Source organism: Halomonas sp. ND22Bw (assembly GCF_003011945.1).
GTDB lineage: Bacteria > Pseudomonadota > Gammaproteobacteria > Pseudomonadales > Halomonadaceae > Halomonas > Halomonas halophila.
This window is the reverse complement of the sequence record NZ_PXWD01000004.1, coordinates 154,632-175,407: the sequence shown is the minus strand read 5'-3', so window position 1 is coordinate 175,407 and position 20,776 is coordinate 154,632. Positions and strand designations below refer to the sequence as shown.

Here is a 20,776-nt window from a genome sequence, read left to right as displayed (position 1 = left end):
GTATTCGGGGCTTGCCAGACAAGGCTGGCATGCCTTCTCGGCTCGTGCCCAGCACGGAGGTTCATCCGGCCCTCGGCCCGCTTCATGCCCCCGGCGTTTTGCGGCACCATTGAACCCCGTTTCATCGCCGCGAAGGATTCGCCATGCTCGCCACCGCCAAGACCGAACTGACGCCCGGCTTTATGGTGATCCACGGCAATCGCCTGGAGGCGCTACGTGACCTGGCGGTGGAATGGCTGCGCAACCACCCGCTGGGGCCGCTCGAGGACGAGGTGATCCTGGTGCAGAGCAACGGCATCAGCCAGTGGCTGAAGCTGGCGCTGGCGGCCGATCCGCCCGCCGGCGCCGGTATCGCCGCGGCGATGGACGTCACCCTGCCGGCCCGCTACCTGTGGCAGGCCTACCGCGCGGTGCTGGGTAATGACGCCGTGCCGCCGGCCTCGCCGCTGGACAAGCCGCGCCTGATCTGGCGGCTGATGCGCCTGCTGCCGGAGCTGCTGGATGACGAGACCTTCGCCCCGCTGGCGCGCTTCCTGGCCGACGACGAGGACTGCCGCAAGCGCCACCAGCTGGCCGAGCGCCTGGCCGACCTGTTCGACCAGTATCAGGTCTATCGCGCCGACTGGCTGGCCGCCTGGGCCGAGGGCCGCGACGAGCTGATCGACGCCCGCGGCCAGGCCCGACCGCTGGCCGAAGACCAGCGCTGGCAGCCGGCGCTGTGGCGGCGCCTGCGCGACGACATCGGAGACGAGGGCCTGGCCACCAGCCGCGCCTGGGTCCACACCCGCTTCCTCGAGGCCTGCCGGGAACTGACGCCCGAGAGCCCTCAGCGGGGTTCTGGAAAGAGCCGGCCGGCCGGGCTGCCGCGCCGGGTGGTGGTGTTCGGCATCTCCTCGCTGCCCCGCCAGACCCTCGAGGCCCTGGCCGCAGTGTCGAAGGTCACCCAGGTGCTGCTCTGCGTGCATAACCCCTGCCGCCACTTCTGGGCCGACATCATCGAGCACAAGGACCTGCTGCGGGCCGCCCGCCGGCGCCAGCGCCATCGCCCCGGCATGCCGCTGGAGCTCGACGACACCCAGCTGCACCTCCACGCCCAGCCGCTGCTGGCCGCCTGGGGCAAGCAGGGCCGCGACTACCTGCGCCTGCTCGACGAGTTCGACGACCAGGACGCCTACCGGGCGCTGTTCGACGCCGAGGCGATGCGCATCGACCTGTTCGACTCGCCCGCCGACGGCGAGGCGCCGGGGCTGCTGCAGCAGCTGCAGGACGACGTGCTCGAGCTGCGCCCGCCCCAGGAGACCCGCGAAGCCTGGCCGGCGGTGGACCCGACGGCTGATCGCAGCCTGCGCTTCCACGTCGCCCACAGCGCCCTGCGCGAGGTCGAGATCCTCCACGACCAGCTGCTGGCCGCCTTCGACGCCGACCCCACGCTGCGCCCCCGCGACGTGCTGGTGATGGTGCCGGACATCGACACCTACGCCGCCGCCGTGCAGGCGGTGTTCGGCCGCCTGCCGCCGGAGGACCCGCGCCACATTCCGTTCACGCTCTCCGACCAGACCAGCCGCCACCGCCAGCCGCTGCTGGTGGCGCTGGAGGCGCTGCTGCACCTGCCGGAGGCGCGGCTGACGGTCAGCGACCTGCTGGACCTGCTCGAAGTGCCCGCCCTGCGCGCCCGCTTCGGCCTGGACGCCGAGGCGCTTCCGGTGCTGCGGCGCTGGATCGAGGGCGCCGGCATCCGCTGGGGGCTCGACGCCGAGCAGCGCGCCCGGCTCGACCTGCCCGGCGGGCTCACCGCCAACACCTGGGCCTTCGGCCTGCGCCGGCTGCTGCTGGGCTACGCGGTCGGCGACACCGCCGACGGCCCCTGGCACGACATCGAGCCCTATGGCGACATCGGCGGCCTGGAAGCCGCCCTGGCCGGCCCGCTGATGGACCTGCTCGACGCCCTCGAGGCCCAGTGGCGCGCGCTCTCCGAGCCCGCCGACGTGCCCACCTGGTGCCGCCGCCTGCGCGGGCTGCTGGGCGAGTGCTTCGCCGCAGAGGACGAGGCCGACCTCGCCACCCTCAGCCGCCTGGAGGAAGGCCTGGAGACCTGGCAGGAGACCGCCGAGGACGCCGGCCTGACCGAGGCGCTGCCGCTCTCGGTGGTGCGCGAGCACTGGCTCGGCCAGCTCGACGAGGCCAACCTCTCCCAGCGCTTCCTGGCCGGCGCGGTGAACGTCGCCACTCTGATGCCGATGCGCGCCATCCCGTTTCGCCACGTCTGCCTGCTGGGCATGAACGACGGCGACTACCCGCGGGTACAGCGTCCGCTGGACATCGACCTGATGGGCCACGACTACCGCCCCGGCGACCGCTCGCGCCGTGAGGACGACCGCTACCTGTTCCTCGAGGCGCTGCTCTCGGCCCGCGACAGCCTGATGGTCAGCTGGGTCGGCCGCAGCATCCACGACAACGAGCCGCGCCCGCCCTCGGTGCTGCTCGGCCAGCTGCGCGACCACCTCGCCGCCGGCTGGCGGCTGGCCGGCCACGAACAAGAGGACGACGCCGGCCAGGCCCTGGTCGACGCCCTGACCACCGAGCACCCGCTGCAGCCGTTCAGCCGGACCTACTTTTCAGATAACCCGAGCCTGTTTACCTACGCACGCGAGTGGCGGGCGGTGCACGCCGGCCGGCCGACGCCGGAGGCCGCGGTCGACGGCGAGCTGCCGCCCATGGAGCTCGACACGGCGCTGACGCTGTCGCGCCTTTCCGGCTTCCTCAAGGACCCGGTGAAGGCCTTCTTCACCACCCGGCTCGGCGTCTACCTCGAACGCGAGGCGCTGGAGAGCCCCGACCACGAGCCCTTCGCCCTGGACGGCCTGGACCACTGGCAGCTCCAGCAGGCGCTGATCGAGGCCGGGCGCCGCGCCGTCGATGCCGCCGAGCCGCCGATGCCCGCCGTGCACGACACCCTGGAGCGCCTGGAGCGCGAGGGTCGGCTGGCCATGGGCGGCTTCGCCGAGCTGATGCGCGAGCACCTGGTCGAGCCGCTGGACGGCCTGCTCGGCGACTACGCCGACCAGCTCGAGGCCTGGCCCCACGCCTGGGAGACGCCGGCCGCCGTGTCGCTGGAGCTCGCCACCGACGAAGATTCGCTACAGATCGAGGACTGGCTGGACGGCCTGCGCGAGAACGCCGCCGGCGAACGCTGCCGGCTGGTGCTGATGACCAGCAGCCTGGTCAACAAGGGCAAGTACCACTGGAAGCACTGGCTGGCCCCCTGGGTCGCCCATCTGGCCGGCCAGCTTGCCCTCGGCCCCATGACCACGGTGCTGCTCTCCCGCGCCGGCGGCGGCACCCTGGCGCCGCTGGACGCCGATACCGCACGCGCGCATCTGGAGGCCATCGCCCGCGCCTGGCGCGCCGGCATGACCGCGCCGCTGCCGCTGGCCCGCGACACCGCCTTCGCCTGGCACGAGAAGGGCGGCGACCCCGGCACCCTGGCCCGCGTCTTCGGCGATGCGGACAAGGCCGAGGAGGCCGATCACAAGGCCTGGAAGGCCGCCGTCACCGCCTTCCATGGCACCGGTTTCAACGGCGACCATGGCGAGCTCGGCCGCGATCCGTACCTCGCCCGCCAGTGGCGCGACCTCGAAGGCCTGGTGCGCCATGAGGCTGCCGGCCGGCGCTTCACCGAGCTCACCGCGGCGCTCTACGCGCCCCTCCACGATGCGGTAAAAACCAAGAAGAACGGGAGTAAGGGCCAGGGAGGCAAGGCATGAGCACCGTAGAAACCCTGCACACGGCCGAGACGCCGCGCCTCGACCCGGTGGCCCTGCCGCTCACCGGCAGCCGGCTGATCGAGGCCAGCGCCGGCACCGGCAAGACCTTCACCATCGCCCTGCTCTACCTGCGCCTGGTGCTCGGCCCCCGCGACGAGGCGGACGCGGCCAGCTTTCCCCGGCCGCTGACACCGCCGGAGATCCTGGTCGTCACCTTCACCAACGCCGCCACCCAGGAGCTGCGCGACCGCATCCGCGCCCGGCTGGTGGAAGCCGCCGACGCATTTCAGGTCGATGAAGGGGCTGCTCCTGACGACGCCCCGCTGACCGGCGACCTCTTCAGCGAACCTTGGGGTCAGACCCCAAAGTCCGCTGAGGGGTCTGACCCCAATGATCCCTTAATCATCCTGCGCGACAGCTACCCCCGCGAGAGCTGGCCGACCTGCGCCCGTCGGCTGCGGCTGGCCGCCGAGTGGATGGACGAGGCCGCGGTCTCCACCATCCACGCCTGGTGCCACCGCATGCTGCGCGAGCACGCCTTCGACAGCGGCAGCCTGTTCGCGCTGGAGATGGCGCTGGACCAGTCGGAGATGGACCTGGAGATCGCCCGGGACTACTGGCGCAGCTTCTACTACGACCTCGACCCCGAGGCGCTGGCCATCGTCGCCCGCTACTGGACCACGCCGGACGCCCTGAACGACACCGCCGCCCGGCTGCGCACCCACGCCGCCGCCCTGCCCGTGGCGCCGCCGCCGTTTGAATCGCTCTCGAACTACCGCGAGCAGCGCGCCGCGGCGCTGGCCGAACTCAAGGCACCCTGGCCGGCCTGGCTCGACGAGCTGGAGGCGCTGCTGGAGGCCGCCGCCAAGCGCAAGGCGTTCAACGGCCAGAAGCTCAACGCCAAAAGCCGCGCCAACTGGCTCGCCGCCCTGCGCGACTGGGCCAATGACGCCGAGCTGGCGAGCCCGGATCTCACCCCCGCCGCCTGGAAGCGCCTGACGCCGGAGGGCATCGCCGAGATCTGGAAGGAAGATCCGGTGCCGAATCTGCCGGCGCTGGAGGCCCTGGCCGAGCTGCCGGAGCGACTCGCCGAGCTGCCCGACCCGTTCGCCGACCTGCTCGCCCACGCCGTGCACTGGATGGCTGCGCGCCGCGAGACCGTGCAGCGCCGCCGCGCCGAGCTCGGCCCCGACGACCTGCTGCACCGGCTGGACGCCGCCTTCGCGGGCGAGGCCGGCGAGACGCTGGCCTCGCGCATCCGCGAGCAGTTCCCGGTGGCGCTGGTCGACGAGTTCCAGGACACCGACCCGGTGCAGTACCGCCTGTTCGACCGCGTCTATGCGCTGGAAGAAAATAGAGATGACAGCGCCGTTCTGCTGATCGGCGACCCCAAGCAGGCGATCTATGCCTTCCGCGGCGCCGATATCCACACCTATCTCCAGGCCCGGCGCGACACCGCCGGCCGCCACGTCACGCTGGGCACCAACTTCCGCTCCGCCACGCCCATGGTCGAGGCCGTGAACCGGGTGTTCGCCCACGCCGAAGCCAATAACGAGGCGGGCGCTTTCCTGTTCCGTAAAAGGCAACCTGAATCCCTGGATCAATCGGCGAGCGGAATGAAGCACAAGGCGCACGGCGCACAGGAAGCGAGACATAACGAGGGGTTAGGCGAGCTTTCGAGCACCGCGCAACGCAGTGATTCGTCCGCGCAGCCATTTAGCCAGGGATTCAGCAATCCGGTGCCGTTCACTCCGGTAGACGCCAACGGCCGCAAGGACGCCCTCGTGCGCCGCGGCGCCGCCCAGCCGGCGCTGACGCTCTGGCATCTGGCCGCCGAGGAGACGCTGCCCAAGGGCGCCTACCTCAATGAGCTGGCCGCGCGCTGCGCCACCGAGATGGCGAGTATCCTGCGCGAGGGCCAGGCCGGGCAGACCGGCTTCCAGAAAGAGGGTGACTTCCAGCCGCTGGCGCCGTCGGATCTCGCGGTGCTGGTCAACAACGCCGGCGAGGCCCGCGCCATCCGCGGCGCCCTGCTGGCCCGCGGCATCCGCAGCGTCTACCTCTCCGACAAGGAGGGCGTGTTCGAGACCGAGGCCGCCGCCGAGCTGGAGGGTTGGCTGGCCGCCTGCGCCGCGCCGGACGACGAGCGCTGCCTGCGCGCCGCGCTGGCCACGCCGAGCCTCGGGCTCTCGCTGGCCGAGCTCGACGCCCTGAACGGCGGCCCCCAGCAGGACGAGCTGGCCTGGGAGGCGCGGGTGATGCAGTTCCGCGACTACCACCGCCAGTGGCAGCGCCGCGGCGTGCTGCCGATGCTGCACCGGCTGCTGGCCGACTTCGCCGTGCCCGGCCGGCTGCTGGCGGTGCCCGAGGGCGAGCGACGGCTCACCGACCTGCTGCACCTCGGCGAGCTGCTGCAGGAGGCCAGCACCGAGATCGACGGCGAGCACGCCCTGCTGCGCTTTTTGGCCGAATCCCGCGCGCATCCGCACGCGCAGTCCGACACCCACCGCCTGCGCCTGGAGAGCGACGCCGACCTGGTGCAGGTGGTCACCATCCACAAGTCCAAGGGCCTGGAGTACCCGCTGGTGTTCCTGCCCTTCATCGCCGCCTTCCGCCCGGTGAAGCAGGGCGACCTGCCGCTGCGCTGGCACGACGACGACGGCCACCTGCGCCTGACGCTCTCCGCCGACGAGGCGATACTCGCCCGCGCCGACCACGAGCGCCTGGGCGAGGACCTGCGCAAGCTCTACGTCGCCCTGACCCGCGCCCGCCACGCCACCTGGCTCGGCCTGGCGCCGCTGGAGGCCATGGAGCGCAGCGCCATCGGCCACCTGCTCAAGGGGGGCGAGGCGCTCTCGCCCGACAACCTGCGCCCGGCCCTCGAGGCGCTGGCCGATGGCGAGGGGCGGGTCGCGGTGACCGACGCCCCCGAGGCCGATGCCACGCCGGTGGAGCTCGCCGGCGACGACGCGCCGCTGGGTGAGGTCCGCGCGCCCACCCGGGCGATCCGCGAGCACTGGTGGATCGCCAGCTACTCGGCGCTGCGCACCGGCGCCACGCCGGATGACGAGGGAACGGACGACGCCACCGCCGAGGCCGAGCCGTCGCCCGAGCCCACCACCGCCGACGAGGCCACGGCGATGGAGGTGATCCACGAGCCCTTCGATGCCAGTGCCGCCACGGTGAGCGAGGGCTCGCTTCACCGCTTCCCCCGCGGGCCCTCGGCAGGCACCTTCCTGCACGGCCTGCTGGAATGGGCCGGCGAGGAAGGCTTCGCCCGTGTGGCCGCGGACGCCGAGCTGCGCGCCGACACCCTGGCCCGGCGCGCCAACCGCCGCGGCTGGGAGGGCCAGATCGCCGCCCTCGAACAGTGGCTGCCGGAGCTCCTAACCACGCCGCTGCCGGTGCCGGAGCCGGGCGATGGCGAGACCGCGCCGCTGCGCCTCGACGCCCTGGACGGCGCGCGCGACTACCGGATCGAGCTGGAATTCTGGTTCGCCGCCCACAAGGTCAACACCCGCAAGATGGACGCCCTCGTAAGCGCTTACACACTCGACGGGCGGCCGCGGCCGGCGCTCGAGCCCGACACCCTCAACGGCATGCTCAAGGGCTTCATCGACCTGGTGGTGGAGCACGAGGGGCGCTTCTACGTGCTCGACTGGAAGTCCAACCACCTGGGCGCGGACGACGCCGCCTACACCGAGGCGGCGATGGCCGAGGCCGTGCTCGAGAAGCGCTACGACGTGCAGTACTGCCTCTACCTGCTGGCCCTGCACCGGCTGCTCGAGGCCCGGCTGCCGGACTACGACATCGAGCGCCATCTGGGCGGGGCGCTCTACGTCTTCCTGCGCGGCACCCGCGCGCCCTCCCGCGGCGTGCACACCGAACGCCCGCCAAGCGAGCTGATCCTCGCGCTCGATGCCCTGTTCCGCGCCGCCGAGGAGGCTGCCGCATGACCCCGGATATTCCACACAACGCCGTCGCGTCCGAACAAGCACCCGAAAACGCGCTGATTCAAGCGCCCGAACATGCGCTGGCCGATCACGCGGCGCTGTTCGCCCTGCTCGACCGCTGGGTGGACCGCGGATGGCTGCGCTCGCTGGACCGCGCCTTCGCCGCCTTCCTGCATCGCGAGGCGAGCAGGGAGAACGAGGCGAACGGAGTAAGTGAGGCCTCACCCCTGCTACTGCTCGCGGCGGCGCTGGCCAGCCACCAGCTCGGCCGCGGCCACGTGTGCCTGGATCTGGCCCAGACGCTAGCCACCCCGGACCTGGCGCTCTCGCTGCCGCCGGAGGGCGACAGCCTGGACGACCCGCCGCCGCTGCCCAGCCGAGTGATGGCCGCCTTGGACCTCGACGCCTGGCGCGCCGCCCTCGACCAACCCGATCTGGTGGCCGACGGCCCCGGCAGCACCCCGCTGGTGCTCGCCGGCACCGCCGCGCGCCCGCGGCTCTACCTGCGCCGCTACTGGCAGCACGAGCAGGATATCCACAGCCGGATCTTCGCCCGGCTCGACGCGCCCTCCCCCGACGGTGACGACGCGGAGGCCTTCGAGGCGCCGGACGCGGCCCGCCTGCGGCCGATCCTCGATGCGCTTTTTCCAGACCCGAAGGCGACCGCCGCTCAGGATGGCGCCACCCAGACCGCGACGATCGACTGGCAGAAGGCCGCCTGCGCCCTGGCCGGCCGCTCGCGCTTCGCGGTGATCACCGGTGGCCCCGGCACCGGCAAGACCACCACCGTGGTGCGCCTGCTCGCCCTGCTCCAGGCGCTGGCCATGGGGAATCACGAAGACGAGGAAAGCGAAGCGGACGGCGCACCGCCCCTGCGCATCCGCCTGGCCGCGCCCACCGGCAAGGCCGCCGCCCGGCTCAACGAGTCCATCGCCGGCCAGGTGGCCCGGCTCGACCTCGACGGCCTGGCCGACGATCCCGAGCGGCTGCGCGAGGTGATTCCGAAGGACGTCAGCACGCTGCATCGGTTATTGGGCTCGCGGCCCGACACCCGCCGCTTCCGCCACGACCGCCACAACCCGCTGCCGCTGGACGTGCTGGTGGTGGACGAGGCCTCGATGGTGGACGTGGGCATGATGGCCGCGATGCTCGAGGCGCTGCCGCCCCGGGCGCGGCTGGTGCTGCTCGGCGACAAGGACCAGCTCGCCTCGGTGGAGGCCGGCTCCGTGCTCGGCGACCTGTGCGCCCGGGCCGAGGGCGGTCACTACACCCCGGCCACCGCCGAGTGGCTTAGCGAGGCCACCGGCCAGCCGCTGCCCGCGGAGACGCTGGACGCCGTCGGCCAGCCCCTCGATCAGGCCATCGCCATGCTGCGCGTCAGCCACCGCTTCACCGCCGACAGCGGCATCGGTCAGCTGGCCGCGGCGATCAATCTGGAGGCCGAGCCTGCCGCCAAGCGCAAAGCGATTGGCGATGCCCTGAGCGCCGGCTTCGCGGACCTCTCGCACCAGAAGCTTTCCGCCGACGACGAGCGCGGCCTGGCCCGCCTGGCCGTGACCGGCTGCCCGGAGCGCTTCACTCACCATCAGCCCGGCGCCCGCGCCGCCATCGCGCTGCCGGTGGGCTACCGCCACTTTCTTAACGTGATGGCCGAGCGACGCCCGGCCGACGACGCGACTCAGCAGGAATTCGATGACTGGGCTCGCGCGGTGCTGGCGGCCCACGGCGACTTCCAGCTGCTGTGCGCGCTGCGCCGCGGCCCCTGGGGCGTGGAAGGCCTGAACGAGCGGGTGAGACAGGCACTGGAGCGGGAGAAGCTGATCGACAGCCAGGACGGCCGCCAGCGCTGGTACCCCGGCCGCCCGGTGCTCGTCACCAGGAACGACTACGGCCTGGGGCTGATGAACGGCGATATCGGCATCACCCTGGACATGCCGCGCCCGGACTCTGCACTCTCTTCACAGCGCCCGAACAATGCGATTGGCGAAGGCAGCCGCCGCCTGCTGCGCGTGGCCTTCCCCGCCGGCGACGGCACCGACCGCATCAAGTGGGTGCTGCCCTCGCGCCTGCAATCGGTGGAGACGGTGTTCGCGATGACGGTACACAAGTCCCAGGGCTCGGAATTCACCCACGCCGCCCTGGTGCTGCCCGACGCGCCCAATCCCATCCTCACCCGAGAGCTGGTCTACACCGGCATCACCCGCGCCCGCCACTGGCTGACGCTGGTGGAAACCGGCCGCGGACAGCTGATGGACGCGGCTCAGCGGCGAGTGATGCGAGTGAGTGGGCTGGGGAGTTGATGAGTATCGGCTCCCCAATTCAAGCCGAATTTAAGGTCAGTTTTCGGCCAAATGCGGACATTGACGGCCCCCGACGGTACTGCAGCGCAGCTTTCGCCAAAGGGCAAAAAGACTTCTTGCTCTACTATGAATGGGGCTCTACCAGAGCCTCATCTGAATTGCTTTGCGGCGGCATCCAAAGTGTTGGCGGGATAGGCAAGCGGTAGTGCCTACAGGCCGTCAAGAAAAGTGGAACCAGTCCTCGCTTCATCGCTGTCATTTCAAAAATTGCCCCACACTCTTTGATTGCTAGGTTCAAGGAATCTGCTATCTCCGCATTTCCACGTGCTGGCGACAGGTCAGTCACGCAAATCCCATGGTAGGTATCCCCACGCCAGATTTTTTGGTCTGTCTCCTCATCGGGGAACCACGCCTGATGTGTGCAATCGGGTATTTTTTGGGAAAGTCGTCTGGAGAATTCTTCAATGAAAACTTGTTCGGCGCAATACTGAAGCCAAGTGAACAGGTAGGGATACAGGACACTGCCAACACAAGCCTCATCACGGTACTCCTGTTCATTACTCGCAGGATGAGCAAGCAGATCGTTGTAGTCGCGAAAGCACGTTGGGTAACTGGTATTGGTTAGAAGCGCGAACGATGTGTTCTCAGCCATGGCATGAAACCATGGCATAAATCGCCTGCCTGACGATGTTTGTTGAGCAAGATACATGACCAAGGCTGCCTCGATCATGTGATCGTCCTTGAACGGAGACCCCAAAGTCGGGTTGTTGTTGATCAGGGCCACCAACATATCGAGCATCTTCTTTGTCTGCTCGTTCAGACTGTGAGCTAACTCGGGGTTCGCCTCCGAGAGAGCTTTCCCGAACAAGTCCGTCCAGATTGCACGGGTGGCCGCACGGCCAAGCAAGTCGAACATCGCAAGATTGGCATCGACCGCTTCTCGCGACTTCACCGAAACCGTTAGCGCATGAAGCGTCTCGGCATGAGGATACAGAACCTTCTCAAAATAAACCTCGGACATCATCAAATAGAGCCGGACGTACTGGTCCAAAATTTCCATCAGAGCGTCTTGATGTTTGGTAGGCTTCGTCTTGACGGGTTCTTCGCGCATTGCATCCCAGCAGAACAGCAAGCCCAATTCAGATATCCGATAAACGACATCGAGACTCTTTACTTCAACCGCCCAGGCGCAAATGGCGTGGAGGCAAATATACGCCTGCCTTAGCCTCAATAGGCGCTCTTTGTCTTTCATGTCCTCTTGTGGGAGAACGATGGCAACAAAACTTCTGGTATATTCATAACAGGCCTCTGGCTCATTCACCATTGCAAGGGCTTTCTGAAAATGCCTGCGCGCCGCTTCGTCCAGCAACTCCCGAGCCAGCAAAGATTTTTCCATAAATCCAGCTAACCGGTCTCCATTCCACAACTCAAAACCAATTTTCTCGCTTGCATAAGTCGCTGTAAAGCCGGCCCAGTTCCCTTCAACCGTTTCCTTTAATTCTCCCCCCATGCACAGGCAAATTTTGATCGGCAAATCTTGATGCTCTTTGGCAATCTTTGAGCGAATGTACACCTGTAGAATTTCTCGAAGTTCAGGGCCTACTGATTGTGGCCCGGCATCCCAGTCATTGCGCCCAACATCTCCTGCCTTGACACAAAACAAATAGAGATATTTCTGCTCATCGTCTGGCAACTGACCGACAGCGGATATATCAACTCCATCTTGGCGGGTTCCGATCATTGGGGTTTTCAGAACCTGCAACCCCATCGCGGAAAGCAGGTTGGGCAACAATGCTTTGTCAAGGTCACCTCGTTCCTTGAGGGACGCCAGATATTCTTTGAGTATCAGTTTCATTTTTCTTTTCTCTGCTCGACCCTGCAAACCAAGAGCAAACGATTAAACCCAACCGGGTCAACTACGGATAAACGAGGAAATTCAACGCTATAGGAGTGTTCGCTCAGGGGGGTGATACTTGGTAACTTTTTGCCATCAGCACCCGTGATCATACTGAAGCTCTTGCGACCGTAAAGCATCGTCGCAGTATGAAACATATCGCCAAAGATAGACATTTTGCGCGCTTGCTTTTGAATATCCGTGTTCCTCTGGTGATCTTTGATCGTCGCCGCTCGTCTCGCTTCATTTGAGGGTTCAAGTTCGCTAAGGTCCTGCGCCTTTTCCAGCCCCTCAATATATTCTGCGTGGTGCGCTATCAGCTCTTGAGCCGCCTTAGCCACAGTTGGGGAAGCACTAGACGCTTGTTGCTCAAGATACGGCCTAAGCTCACTAGAGTAGCTAAGGAGCAGCGGTTCCCAAAGGAGACCTTCAATCTCAGGAACAGCATCTGAATGCCCATGTTCGACTAGACTAAGAAGAATTGACGCTGCCGTGATCTCATGCAGCCAAAGAAAGCCGATACATTTTCGGGCTAGAAAGACTTGATCTACCGCTTCTGGAGGTAAGTCTTGCGGCAGGAGAGATAGCGCTGCTCCCTTATCTCCGCCGCTGACCATTTCGGCCAAGAAGCTGCACAAGGAGAAGTCGCCAGAATTAAGCCAGCGCGCGAAAAGGTATGAAGTGTTTGCAGGTTCTTCCCAAACCCATTCGCAAAAGCTATGAAACTGCTTGCTCTTTGCTGGCTGCTCGAAGTGCGGAACCATGGCCTCTATGAACGCGACCACCTCATTGAATGACCAGCGTTCATCTTTCCAGGTTAGTGCGTTATCTATCCAGTGGCTTGCTGTCTCGAAGCTGGAGGATATGCTTTTTGACCTACTCAATACTGCACTGATAGTTTGCTCTGTGGATGCATTCTTGTGATAGAAAAGCATCGCGCACAGGCGCACCAAGTCGTCATCTGTCGGCTGGGCGAGAAGGGACTTTATCGCTTCGTCTTGCCGATATTTTTCCTTGGTCGCACCATTGTCCCAAATACGAAAAACGGCCTCAATAGCAGCATTTCGCGCATCATCAGAAGACGGGCTTTGAATTTCCGAAAGGCAAGCATCTATACCAGTTTGGTCGTCCTGTGATGTCATATTCTTGAGCCTTACTAAGGCGCGAAATCCTATAGATCGGAATTCCGCTCTACTGTCCTCTAAGAAATCCACTAAGTATCCAAAGTCATTGAGACCTTGTAAGGCAAACACACAGGAACGTTGGCAATCCTCTTGGCCGTCTTTTGCGCCTGCAATTATTTTTCTGGCTTGATAGGGATGTTTTTCGCACCAACGAACGAATGACACAAACGGAGTGTTAGAAGCCCCATCGTTACCTGCTCTCTCGACCAGACACTCAGCAAACTTCTGTACAGCAGGGTAATCATCCGCCACGTGCTCAATTGCGTCAGACAACGCGCCGAACACCATCCAAAAGTCGTTGTGCTCAAGCTGTCGTATGGCCGCAAGGTTGGCGTCCGAGAGCAGAGCGATCTCACCCGAGTTGTTCAAATCAGCCAAGAAACCGCCAAGTTCCCGTTTTCTGTCTTTGTATTCAAAGTCGAGAATGGTTGGGATAAGGCGTCCGGCGGCATCGCCATCGATAATCAGCTGAGCTAAATCACTTTTTTCTGTCACGCTGCCGGCCTCGTTCACCAATACATTCTTTGCACAACCATACCGCGCAGACCAGTCGTTGGAAACTACTGCCTCTCAACAAGGTGCAAGTAATTTTCACACAGACTGTCGCGACTTTTTAGCTGCAGCGAACGGCAGCTATCCACCCTCCACGTCGATGATCCGACATATGCCGCACCCTGCATAACGGTCCGCTTTGGGTCGATAGCGGACGTCACTCCACAAGCTCCGTCACCTTATCCATATCAAACGCCAACCTCCCGACAATCGCCTGCACATCATCGTTCGGCCATTCATAGCTCCAGGCCACATCGGCGATATCGGGCAGCGAGTAATAAGTGCTATCGCCCTTGAACGGGCAGTGGGTGACGGTGGAGGAAATCGACAGCTTCGCCATATCCACATCCTCTTTGGGTACATACTGACGGTGTGAATATCCATGTTCGCGCAGTTCGATAGCGTCGCAGGTATCGGCGATCAGGGTGTCGCCAGCAAGGATGCGCACCCGCCGGGAATGCGGATGCAAAGTGATGCGGGATTCGGTGTGATCGGCCATGGCAGTCCCTTGCTGGTTGGCTGATAGCTCAGCCTAGAACGAGGGCTTCAGAATGTCACCGCTTGGTGACAATTTCACTTCGGCTTTTGATCTAGATCGGTCTTGCGGGAACGCCCCGCTCGCCTCCCTCACGCCCTCCCCCGCTTGGCGCCAACGCGCCTGCCCGCCATGATGGTGGCATTCATGAATTGCGGGAGACTTTCGGGATGAATCAGACACCACGCGCGCCGGTACCGCTGACCACGCTGGGCGGCAGCTCCGTGCTGTTCGTGATGGCGGCGGACGCCGAATACGGCCCGCATATGAAGGCGCAGTTCACGCCCTTCATGACCGGCGTGGGGCCGGTGGAGGCGGCGGTGGAGCTCACCGCGGCATTGGCGGCGCTGGAAGCAAGCGGGCAACGGCCGGACCTGGTGGTGTCGCTGGGCTCAGCGGGCAGCCGGGCGCTGGAGCAGACCGAGGTCTATCAGGCGACGTCGGTGGCCTACCGCGACATGGACGCCTCGCCGCTCGGCTTCCAGAAGGGCGTGACGCCCTTCCTCGACCTGCCGGACATCCTGCCCCTGCCGCTGCGCATTCCGGGGATTCGCGAGGCATCGCTCTCCACCGGCGCCAACATCGTCTCGGGGGCGGCCTATGCCGCCATCGCCGCCGACATGGTGGACATGGAGAGCTACGCCTGCCTGCGCGCCTGCACCCGCTTCGACGTGCCGCTGGTGGTGCTGCGCGGCATCTCGGACGGCAAGGCGGAGCTCAACCACGTCGACGACTGGACGGCGTATCTCCACGTCATCGACGAGAAGCTGGCCGCCGCCGTGGACCGGCTGGGCGAGGCGCTCGGCGAGGGCCTATTGACGGGCTGAGGTGCCACCGTCGAGGCCAGGGGCGCGGCGCGTCACGGCGTGTTCACCAGCGCCATGTGCAGCAGCGGATAGGGCTTGCCCAACCCGTCGAGCGGCGAGCGGTCGGTGACGGAAAACCCCTTGTGCCGGTAGAAGCCCAGCGCCTGCGGGTTCTGTTCGTTGACGTCCACCCGGGAGGCGTCCTGAGCGGTCACCGCGTCATCCAGCAGCAAGGAACCGATGCCGGCGCCGCGCGCCTGCGGCGCGATGAACAGCATCTCGATCTTGCCGTCGAGCACGCCGCAGAAGCCCAGGATGTCTCCGCTCTCGCCCTTGACGCACGTTAGATCGACGGCGCCGAAATACTGCTCGTAGATGAGCGGCTTCAGCTCCAGCAGGTCGTCTTCACGCAGGAAATCGTGCGTTGCCCTGACCGATGCCTCCCAGACCTCCAGCAGCTCACGATAGTCTTCCTTTTCCACACTCTCGACGTTCATCGAACCCTCTCCTATTCCCTATTTCCCTATTGCCCAGGGCGTCAGGCGCCTGCCAGGAACTCTCCCGCGAACGCCTGGAATGCGGGCGTCTCGTAGCCGCGGCGCCACAGCAGGCGCGTGCCGGCGGTGCCCATCTCCAGCGTGGCCAGGTCGTCCGGCACGCGGCACAGTGCCAGCACGCTGCGCGGCAGCAGGGTGACGCAGGCGCCCGCCGACACGGCCGCCACCATCGCGTGATAGGACCCGAGCTCCTGAACGCGCCACTCGCTTCCGGCGACGATGCCGAGCCGCTGCTCCGCCATGGCGCGGTAGGTGCAGCCCGGCCGGAAGGCGGCCAGAGTGCGGGTACACAGCTCATCCGACGCGGTGGCCTTGGCATCGGCGGGCGGCAGCAGCAACAGCAGCGATTCCTCCCACACCGGGGCGCTTTGCAGCCCCATCTCGGCCAGGGCTTTCTCGTTCTCGAGCTCGGCAGGCAGGGCCACGAAGGCGCAGTCCAGCCGCCCGTCGCGCACCTCATCCACCAGAGGCCCCGAGGGGCCGGTGCTGACCTCGAGCCGGGTCGCCGGATGGGCGCGGTTGAAGGCCGCCAGCGGCGCCGGCAGCCGGCTGGCCGCCGTGCTTTCCATGCTGCCGATGCGCAGGCTGCCGCCATCGCCGCCCACAGCCTGCCGGGCCTCGTCCTCCAGCGCCAGCAGCCGCTGCACGTAGGCCAGGAAGCGCTGCCCCGCCGTCGAGAGCGTGATGCGCTTGCCGAGGCGAACGAACAGCTCCGCGTCCAGCTCCGCCTCCAGCTGCTGGATGCGCGTGGTGACGTTGGACGGCGCGCGCCCGAGCCGCGCGGCGGCGCGGGTCATGCTCAGCTCGGCAGCGACGGTCTCGAAGATTCTCAGGGTTTCCAGATCCACATCGTTCGCCTTTTGCAATCCATAGAGTTATTTTATTCTCGATTTGAGAATTAATGGAAGCCATCGTTTCCCCGCTCGTGGAGGCCGTGCCCATGTCATCGCCGAATCCCCTGACCGACCGGCTGGGCATCCAGCCAATCATCCAGGCGCCCATGGCCGGCGTGGCCACACCGGAGCTGGCGGCGGCCGTGTCGAATGCCGGCGGCCTGGGCTCGCTGGGCATCGGCGCCAGCGGCGTCGATAAGGCTCGGGCGATGATCGAACGCACCCGGGCGCTGACGCCCCGCCCGTTCAACGTCAACGTCTTCTGCCATGCGCCCGCCGTGCGCGACGCGGCCCGGGAGGCGGCCTGGCTGTCGCACCTGGCGCCGCTGTTCCGGGCATACGACCGCGAGCCGCCGGCCGGGCTCGACGAGATCTACCGCAGCTTCGTGGAGGACGAGGCGGCCTTCGAGATGCTGCTCGAGACGCGCCCCGCCGTGGTCAGCTTTCACTTCGGCTTGCCGTCCGAGGGGCGGATACGGGCGCTGCGCGAGGCCGGCATCTACACGCTGGCGACGGCGACCAACCTGCGGGAGGCGCGCGAGATCCAGGCGCGGGGCATAGACGCTATCGTGGCCCAGGGCGATGAGGCGGGCGGGCACCGCGGCTGCTTCGATCCGGCGGCGGACGATGAGCGGCTGAGCACCTCCGTGCTCGTTCGCCGGCTGGTCAGGGAAACGGCGCTGCCGATCGTCGCGGCCGGCGGCATCATGGATGGCCAGGGCATCCGCTCGGCCCTGGCGCTGGGCGCCTGCGCCGCCCAGCTGGGGACGGCCTTCCTGCTGTGCCCGGAATCGGCGGCCAACGAGGGCTATCGCGCGGCCCTCAAGAGCGAGCGTGCCGAGACGACCCGCATGACCACGGCGCTGTCCGGGCGCCCCGCGCGCGGCATCCTCAATCGCCTGATGCGCCATGCCGAGGCCACGCCCGATGCCACGACCGGGGCAACGCTCAAGGTCATGCCGCCCGCCTATCCGCTGGCGTACGATGCGGCCAAGCGGCTCAACGCGGCGGCGGCCGAACGCGGGGATCATGACTTCGCGGCGCACTGGGCCGGACAGGGCGCGCCGCTGGCGCGCGAACTCCCCGGCGGCGAGCTGGTGAGCCGGCTGCTCCAGGAGTGGCGAGACGGCGCCTGACGGCACGGGAGCGGTGACCCCCGAAGGCCCGGCGGCGCCGTCGTCGTTGGACACGCCCGGGGTGTCGAGGAGGGATCGAGGCTTTAGGATGAGAGGCGACCCTTCGGCATCGAGCTCAAGGAGGCGCCATGCCTGCCACGCGCACGACCTCGCCCGCCCTGGAACGGGCCCACCTGGTGTGGGACCTGTTCATCATCGCGCTGGTGATCGCCAACCTGGGGCTGCTGCTATTCGACAGCCTGTTCCTGCTGCCGCCGCTGAACGCCGCCTTCGAGGCCGTGGCCCCCGGGCTGTACGGCGCCTACGAACGGAACATCCACGCCAACTTCCTGACCATCGACCTGGCGTTCGTCGGCATCTTCCTGCTCGACGTGCTGCTGGGCTGGGCAGTGGCCATCGCCGAGCGCCACTATCACCGCTGGTTCTTCTACCCCTTCGTGCACTGGTACGACGTGCTCGGCTGCATCCCGCTGGGCGGCTTCCGGCTGCTGCGCATCCTGCGCGTGATCTCGCTGCTGCATCGCCTGCAGCGCATGGGCCTGATCGACGTGCGCCGCTGGTACATCTACAGCGTGGCCGCCAAGTACTACGACATCCTGCTGGAAGAGCTCACCGACCGCATCGCCATCCGCATGCTCGACAATGTGCAGCAGGAGATCCGCGCCGGCGACGGGCTCTCGGCCCCGGTGATCGAGCGCGTGGTGCAGCCGCGCAAGCAGGCGCTGATCCGCGAGATCAGCCAGCGGCTGGAGGCCATGGCCGGCGACGCCTACGACCGCAACCGCGACGACACCCTGCGCTACGTGCGCGGGCTGGTCGGCCGCACCCTGGCGGAGAGTCCGGAGCTCAAGCGGCTGTCGCGCCTGCCGATGGGCGGCCCGCTGACCCGCGGGCTCGAGGCCTCGCTCTCCGACCTGGCCTGCCACCTGGTCGACGAGGCGCTGGCGGGGCTGAAGTCGTCGGAGTTCTCCGCCCTGGTGGAACACCTGGCCGAGAGCGGCTTCGATGCCTGGCTGCGCACCGACCCCGAGACCGAACGGATCACCGAGCAGGTGCTGGTGGACATGCTGGACCTGCTCAAGGAGCAGATCGCGGTGAAGGGCTGGCAGCACAAGTATCGGTGAGGGGCTGGCAGGCTCTTCCTGGCCGGCGCCATGAGAAATCGAGATCAGCAAGAACAGGTCGCTGTCCCAGACGCGCCCCTTCCTGCATGAAAAAGCGCCACCAGGTGCCGAAGGATCGGCTGCCCTGATGGCGCTCCTGCGCGGTCACATAGACCGCTTGAGCCGTTACCGGGAGCCGTTGCCGGTTTTTTCCGTCTCGCCTTTCTCGGCAGCGGTGTCGGCGGATTCCACGGCAAGCGCCTCCTGCTCTTCCAGCTCCTCCGGATCCTCCAGCGGCTCGCCTTCCTCGTTCTGCAGCTGGTGGTCGTAGGCCGCCTGCAGGCCGGTGTCTTCCTCGGCCGCCTGTTCTTCCTCGTCGTCGCCGTGCTCGATATGGCCGGGATAGAACGGCGAGAGGATGGCCACCAGGATGCCGAGCGCGGCGAACAGGGAGAACGCCGTGGCGTAGCCGAAGGCGTCGACCAGCCCGCCGACCACCGGCGAGCCGGTGGCCTGCCCCACCGACACCGCCATGAAGGGCAGCACCGGCCCCACCGACAGCCGGCCCGGCAGCAGGCGGATGCCGGTCATCAGGTAGAGCCCGGTCAGACTCATGTAGGCCAGGCCGAAGACCAGAGCCGAGAACGCCGCCAGCGGCGTCTGGGCAGGGCTGGCCGCGAGCAGCGCCAGGCTGGCGGCCAGCATCATCAGCATCAGCGCGTGGGTGATCGGCGGGTTGTTGCGGTCGGCCAGGTCGGCCACCACGGCGCCGCCGAGGCCGGCGATGCCCACCGCCAGCCACAGCCAGCCGGTGGAGGCCGGCGACAGGCCGCCGAGGGTGACGACCAGGTCGGGCGCGAAGATCCAGTAGGCGGACGAGACGAAGCCCATCACGAAGGCGAACAGCGACAGCCGCACGAGGCGCGACCAGGGCAGTTCGGGCAGCGGCGGCGGCGGCGCGGCGTTCGAGGGCACGATCCGCGACACCGAGGGCAGGAACCACCAGGCGGCGACCACGCCGACGGCGGTGCAGATCGCGAACGAGAGATAGGCCAGCCGCCAGGCGCCGACCATGAACAGCACCGTGGGCACGGCGACGATCACGCCGATGCTGGTGCCGGCGTTCATCACAGAGCTGACGCGCCCGTGCAGCGAACGTCTCACCATCGCCTGCATGGCGGCCGTGAGGGCCGGCATCATCAGGCCGGTGCAGATGCCGCAGGCGAACACGCCGGCGCCCAGCATCAGCGCGTCGGAGGCCTGGCTGATCAGCCCCAGGCCACCGACGCCGAACAGGCCGGACAGCACCGCCGTGTTGCGGGCGCCGAGATGGTCGGTGATGAAGGGCGCGACCACCGTGGACAGCAGGAAGCTGATCAGCGGCAGCGCGCCGATGATGCCGATGGCGTAGGGCGTGAGTTCCAGCGCGTCGCGGATCTGCGGCACGAACAGGCCGAAGGCGAAGCGCGCCAGCCCGTAGCTGATCGCGACCAGCGCCGCGCCGAGAATCGCGAATCCCGTACTCGAAAGAGACTTCATGGCACCTCCGCCAGGCTCGCCGGGCTGATAATCCGTGGATGGTCATCGATACCGACTGGTATATGCCGATATGCGCGACCTTGCCAGCTACCCGGGGCCGTATGCCACCCTATAACGACCACACCGTGTTGCCCCGCGACGGGCACGACCAAGGTGTCATTCACTCGCCGACGGAAAGGAGTCTTCCCATGAGCGACCGGAATGCCTACGAACAGAAGCTGCGCGCCAAGCTGGACGAGATGCAGGCCGAGGTGGACAAGCTGAAGGCCCGCGCCAGGGGCGCCGAGGCCGACCAGCGCATCGAGCACGAGAAGGAAGTCGATGAGCTCGAGGCCAAGCGCGACGAGATGCGCCAGAAGCTCGACGAGCTGCGCGACGCCAGCGACGACGCCTGGGATGACATCAAGGCCGGCGCGGAACGTGCCTGGGGCTCGCTGAGCGACTCCCTCGAGAAGGCCCGCTCACGCTTCAAGTGATGCGCCGCGCCTCCCCGTACTAGCCCCACGCCCCGGCCCTTCCTGGCCGGGGCCACCCATGACGATCGACCAAGGCCTCTGAGC

13 protein-coding genes are annotated in these 20,776 nt (G+C 66.8%); 7 read left to right on the top strand and 6 right to left on the bottom strand.

Annotation, left to right across the window (positions count from 1 at the left end; translation table 11 throughout):
- Window positions 1-143: 143 nt before the first annotated feature.
- The 3 genes from recC to recD are packed head-to-tail and all read left to right on the top strand — an operon-like array spanning window position 144 to window position 10,017.
- Window positions 144-3,764 carry an exodeoxyribonuclease V subunit gamma gene (gene recC / locus CVH10_RS07845; RefSeq protein WP_106488291.1) on the top strand — a complete coding sequence of 1,207 codons (3,621 nt, stop codon included), beginning with the start codon at window positions 144-146 and terminating at the stop codon, window positions 3,762-3,764.
- Window positions 3,761-7,720: an exodeoxyribonuclease V subunit beta gene (gene recB, locus CVH10_RS07840; RefSeq protein ID WP_106488290.1), complete on the top strand. Its 3,960-nt coding sequence runs from the start codon at window positions 3,761-3,763 to the stop codon at window positions 7,718-7,720. The genes recC and recB overlap by 4 nt, the downstream gene beginning before the upstream one ends.
- On the top strand, window positions 7,717-10,017 hold the full coding sequence (gene recD / locus CVH10_RS07835) for an exodeoxyribonuclease V subunit alpha (RefSeq protein ID WP_106488289.1): 2,301 nt from the start codon (window positions 7,717-7,719) through the stop codon (window positions 10,015-10,017). Before recB ends, recD begins: the two co-directional genes overlap by 4 nt.
- A 124-nt stretch (window positions 10,018-10,141) precedes the next feature.
- On the opposite strand, the gene CVH10_RS07830 is transcribed toward recD, so the two are convergent.
- The 3 genes from CVH10_RS07830 to CVH10_RS07825 all read right to left on the bottom strand — a co-directional run bounded on the left by CVH10_RS07830 (window position 10,142) and on the right by CVH10_RS07825 (window position 14,146).
- Complete coding sequence (locus CVH10_RS07830; protein ID WP_106488288.1) at window positions 10,142-11,872, bottom strand: hypothetical protein; 1,731 nt, start codon at window positions 11,870-11,872, stop codon at window positions 10,142-10,144.
- Window positions 11,869-13,608: a hypothetical protein gene (locus CVH10_RS25275; protein WP_146142914.1), complete on the bottom strand. Its 1,740-nt coding sequence runs from the start codon at window positions 13,606-13,608 to the stop codon at window positions 11,869-11,871. Before CVH10_RS25275 ends, CVH10_RS07830 begins: the two co-directional genes overlap by 4 nt.
- 196 nt (window positions 13,609-13,804) lie before the next feature.
- Window positions 13,805-14,146 (bottom strand): DUF427 domain-containing protein, encoded by a 342-nt coding sequence (locus tag CVH10_RS07825; RefSeq protein ID WP_106488287.1) that lies wholly within the window; start codon window positions 14,144-14,146, stop codon window positions 13,805-13,807.
- Window positions 14,147-14,352: 206 nt separating this feature from the next.
- On the opposite strand from CVH10_RS07825, the gene CVH10_RS07820 reads away from it, so the two are divergent.
- Complete coding sequence (locus CVH10_RS07820; RefSeq protein WP_106488286.1) at window positions 14,353-15,009, top strand: 5'-methylthioadenosine/S-adenosylhomocysteine nucleosidase; 657 nt, start codon at window positions 14,353-14,355, stop codon at window positions 15,007-15,009.
- A 32-nt stretch (window positions 15,010-15,041) separates the two neighbouring features.
- On the opposite strand, the gene CVH10_RS07815 is transcribed toward CVH10_RS07820, so the two are convergent.
- Both CVH10_RS07815 and CVH10_RS07810 read right to left on the bottom strand, forming a co-directional pair.
- The gene (locus tag CVH10_RS07815) at window positions 15,042-15,485 is read right to left on the bottom strand and encodes a GNAT family N-acetyltransferase (RefSeq protein ID WP_106488285.1); all 444 of its coding nucleotides are present in this window, start codon (window positions 15,483-15,485) and stop codon (window positions 15,042-15,044) included.
- A 41-nt stretch (window positions 15,486-15,526) separates the two neighbouring features.
- Complete coding sequence (locus tag CVH10_RS07810; protein WP_106488284.1) at window positions 15,527-16,393, bottom strand: LysR substrate-binding domain-containing protein; 867 nt, start codon at window positions 16,391-16,393, stop codon at window positions 15,527-15,529.
- Window positions 16,394-16,485: 92 nt separating this feature from the next.
- On the opposite strand from CVH10_RS07810, the gene CVH10_RS07805 reads away from it, so the two are divergent.
- Both CVH10_RS07805 and CVH10_RS07800 read left to right on the top strand, forming a co-directional pair.
- Complete coding sequence (locus CVH10_RS07805) at window positions 16,486-17,574, top strand: nitronate monooxygenase family protein (protein WP_106488326.1); 1,089 nt, start codon at window positions 16,486-16,488, stop codon at window positions 17,572-17,574.
- A 128-nt stretch (window positions 17,575-17,702) separates the two neighbouring features.
- On the top strand, window positions 17,703-18,698 hold the full coding sequence (locus CVH10_RS07800) for an ion transporter (protein WP_106488283.1): 996 nt from the start codon (window positions 17,703-17,705) through the stop codon (window positions 18,696-18,698).
- A 165-nt stretch (window positions 18,699-18,863) separates the two neighbouring features.
- Here CVH10_RS07800 and CVH10_RS07795 read toward each other — a convergent pair whose 3' ends face one another.
- Window positions 18,864-20,216 carry an MFS transporter gene (locus CVH10_RS07795; RefSeq protein ID WP_106488282.1) on the bottom strand — a complete coding sequence of 451 codons (1,353 nt, stop codon included), beginning with the start codon at window positions 20,214-20,216 and terminating at the stop codon, window positions 18,864-18,866.
- A 188-nt stretch (window positions 20,217-20,404) separates the two neighbouring features.
- Between CVH10_RS07795 and CVH10_RS07790 the strand changes: the two genes are divergently transcribed.
- Window positions 20,405-20,692 (top strand): coiled coil domain-containing protein, encoded by a 288-nt coding sequence (locus CVH10_RS07790; RefSeq protein WP_035593785.1) that lies wholly within the window; start codon window positions 20,405-20,407, stop codon window positions 20,690-20,692.
- Window positions 20,693-20,776: the final 84 nt, after the last annotated feature.

Coding starts and splice junctions, on each gene's coding strand:
- recB (WP_106488290.1), top strand. CDS start 3,761: ATGAGCACCGTAGAAACCCTGCACACGGCCGAGACGCCGCGCCTCGAC.
- CVH10_RS07815 (WP_106488285.1), bottom strand. CDS start 15,485: ATGAACGTCGAGAGTGTGGAAAAGGAAGACTATCGTGAGCTGCTGGAG.
- recD (WP_106488289.1), top strand. CDS start 7,717: ATGACCCCGGATATTCCACACAACGCCGTCGCGTCCGAACAAGCACCC.
- CVH10_RS07820 (WP_106488286.1), top strand. CDS start 14,353: ATGAATCAGACACCACGCGCGCCGGTACCGCTGACCACGCTGGGCGGC.
- CVH10_RS07805 (WP_106488326.1), top strand. CDS start 16,486: ATGTCATCGCCGAATCCCCTGACCGACCGGCTGGGCATCCAGCCAATC.
- CVH10_RS07825 (WP_106488287.1), bottom strand. CDS start 14,146: ATGGCCGATCACACCGAATCCCGCATCACTTTGCATCCGCATTCCCGG.
- CVH10_RS07800 (WP_106488283.1), top strand. CDS start 17,703: ATGCCTGCCACGCGCACGACCTCGCCCGCCCTGGAACGGGCCCACCTG.
- CVH10_RS07790 (WP_035593785.1), top strand. CDS start 20,405: ATGAGCGACCGGAATGCCTACGAACAGAAGCTGCGCGCCAAGCTGGAC.
- recC (WP_106488291.1), top strand. CDS start 144: ATGCTCGCCACCGCCAAGACCGAACTGACGCCCGGCTTTATGGTGATC.
- CVH10_RS07795 (WP_106488282.1), bottom strand. CDS start 20,216: ATGAAGTCTCTTTCGAGTACGGGATTCGCGATTCTCGGCGCGGCGCTG.
- CVH10_RS07830 (WP_106488288.1), bottom strand. CDS start 11,872: ATGAAACTGATACTCAAAGAATATCTGGCGTCCCTCAAGGAACGAGGT.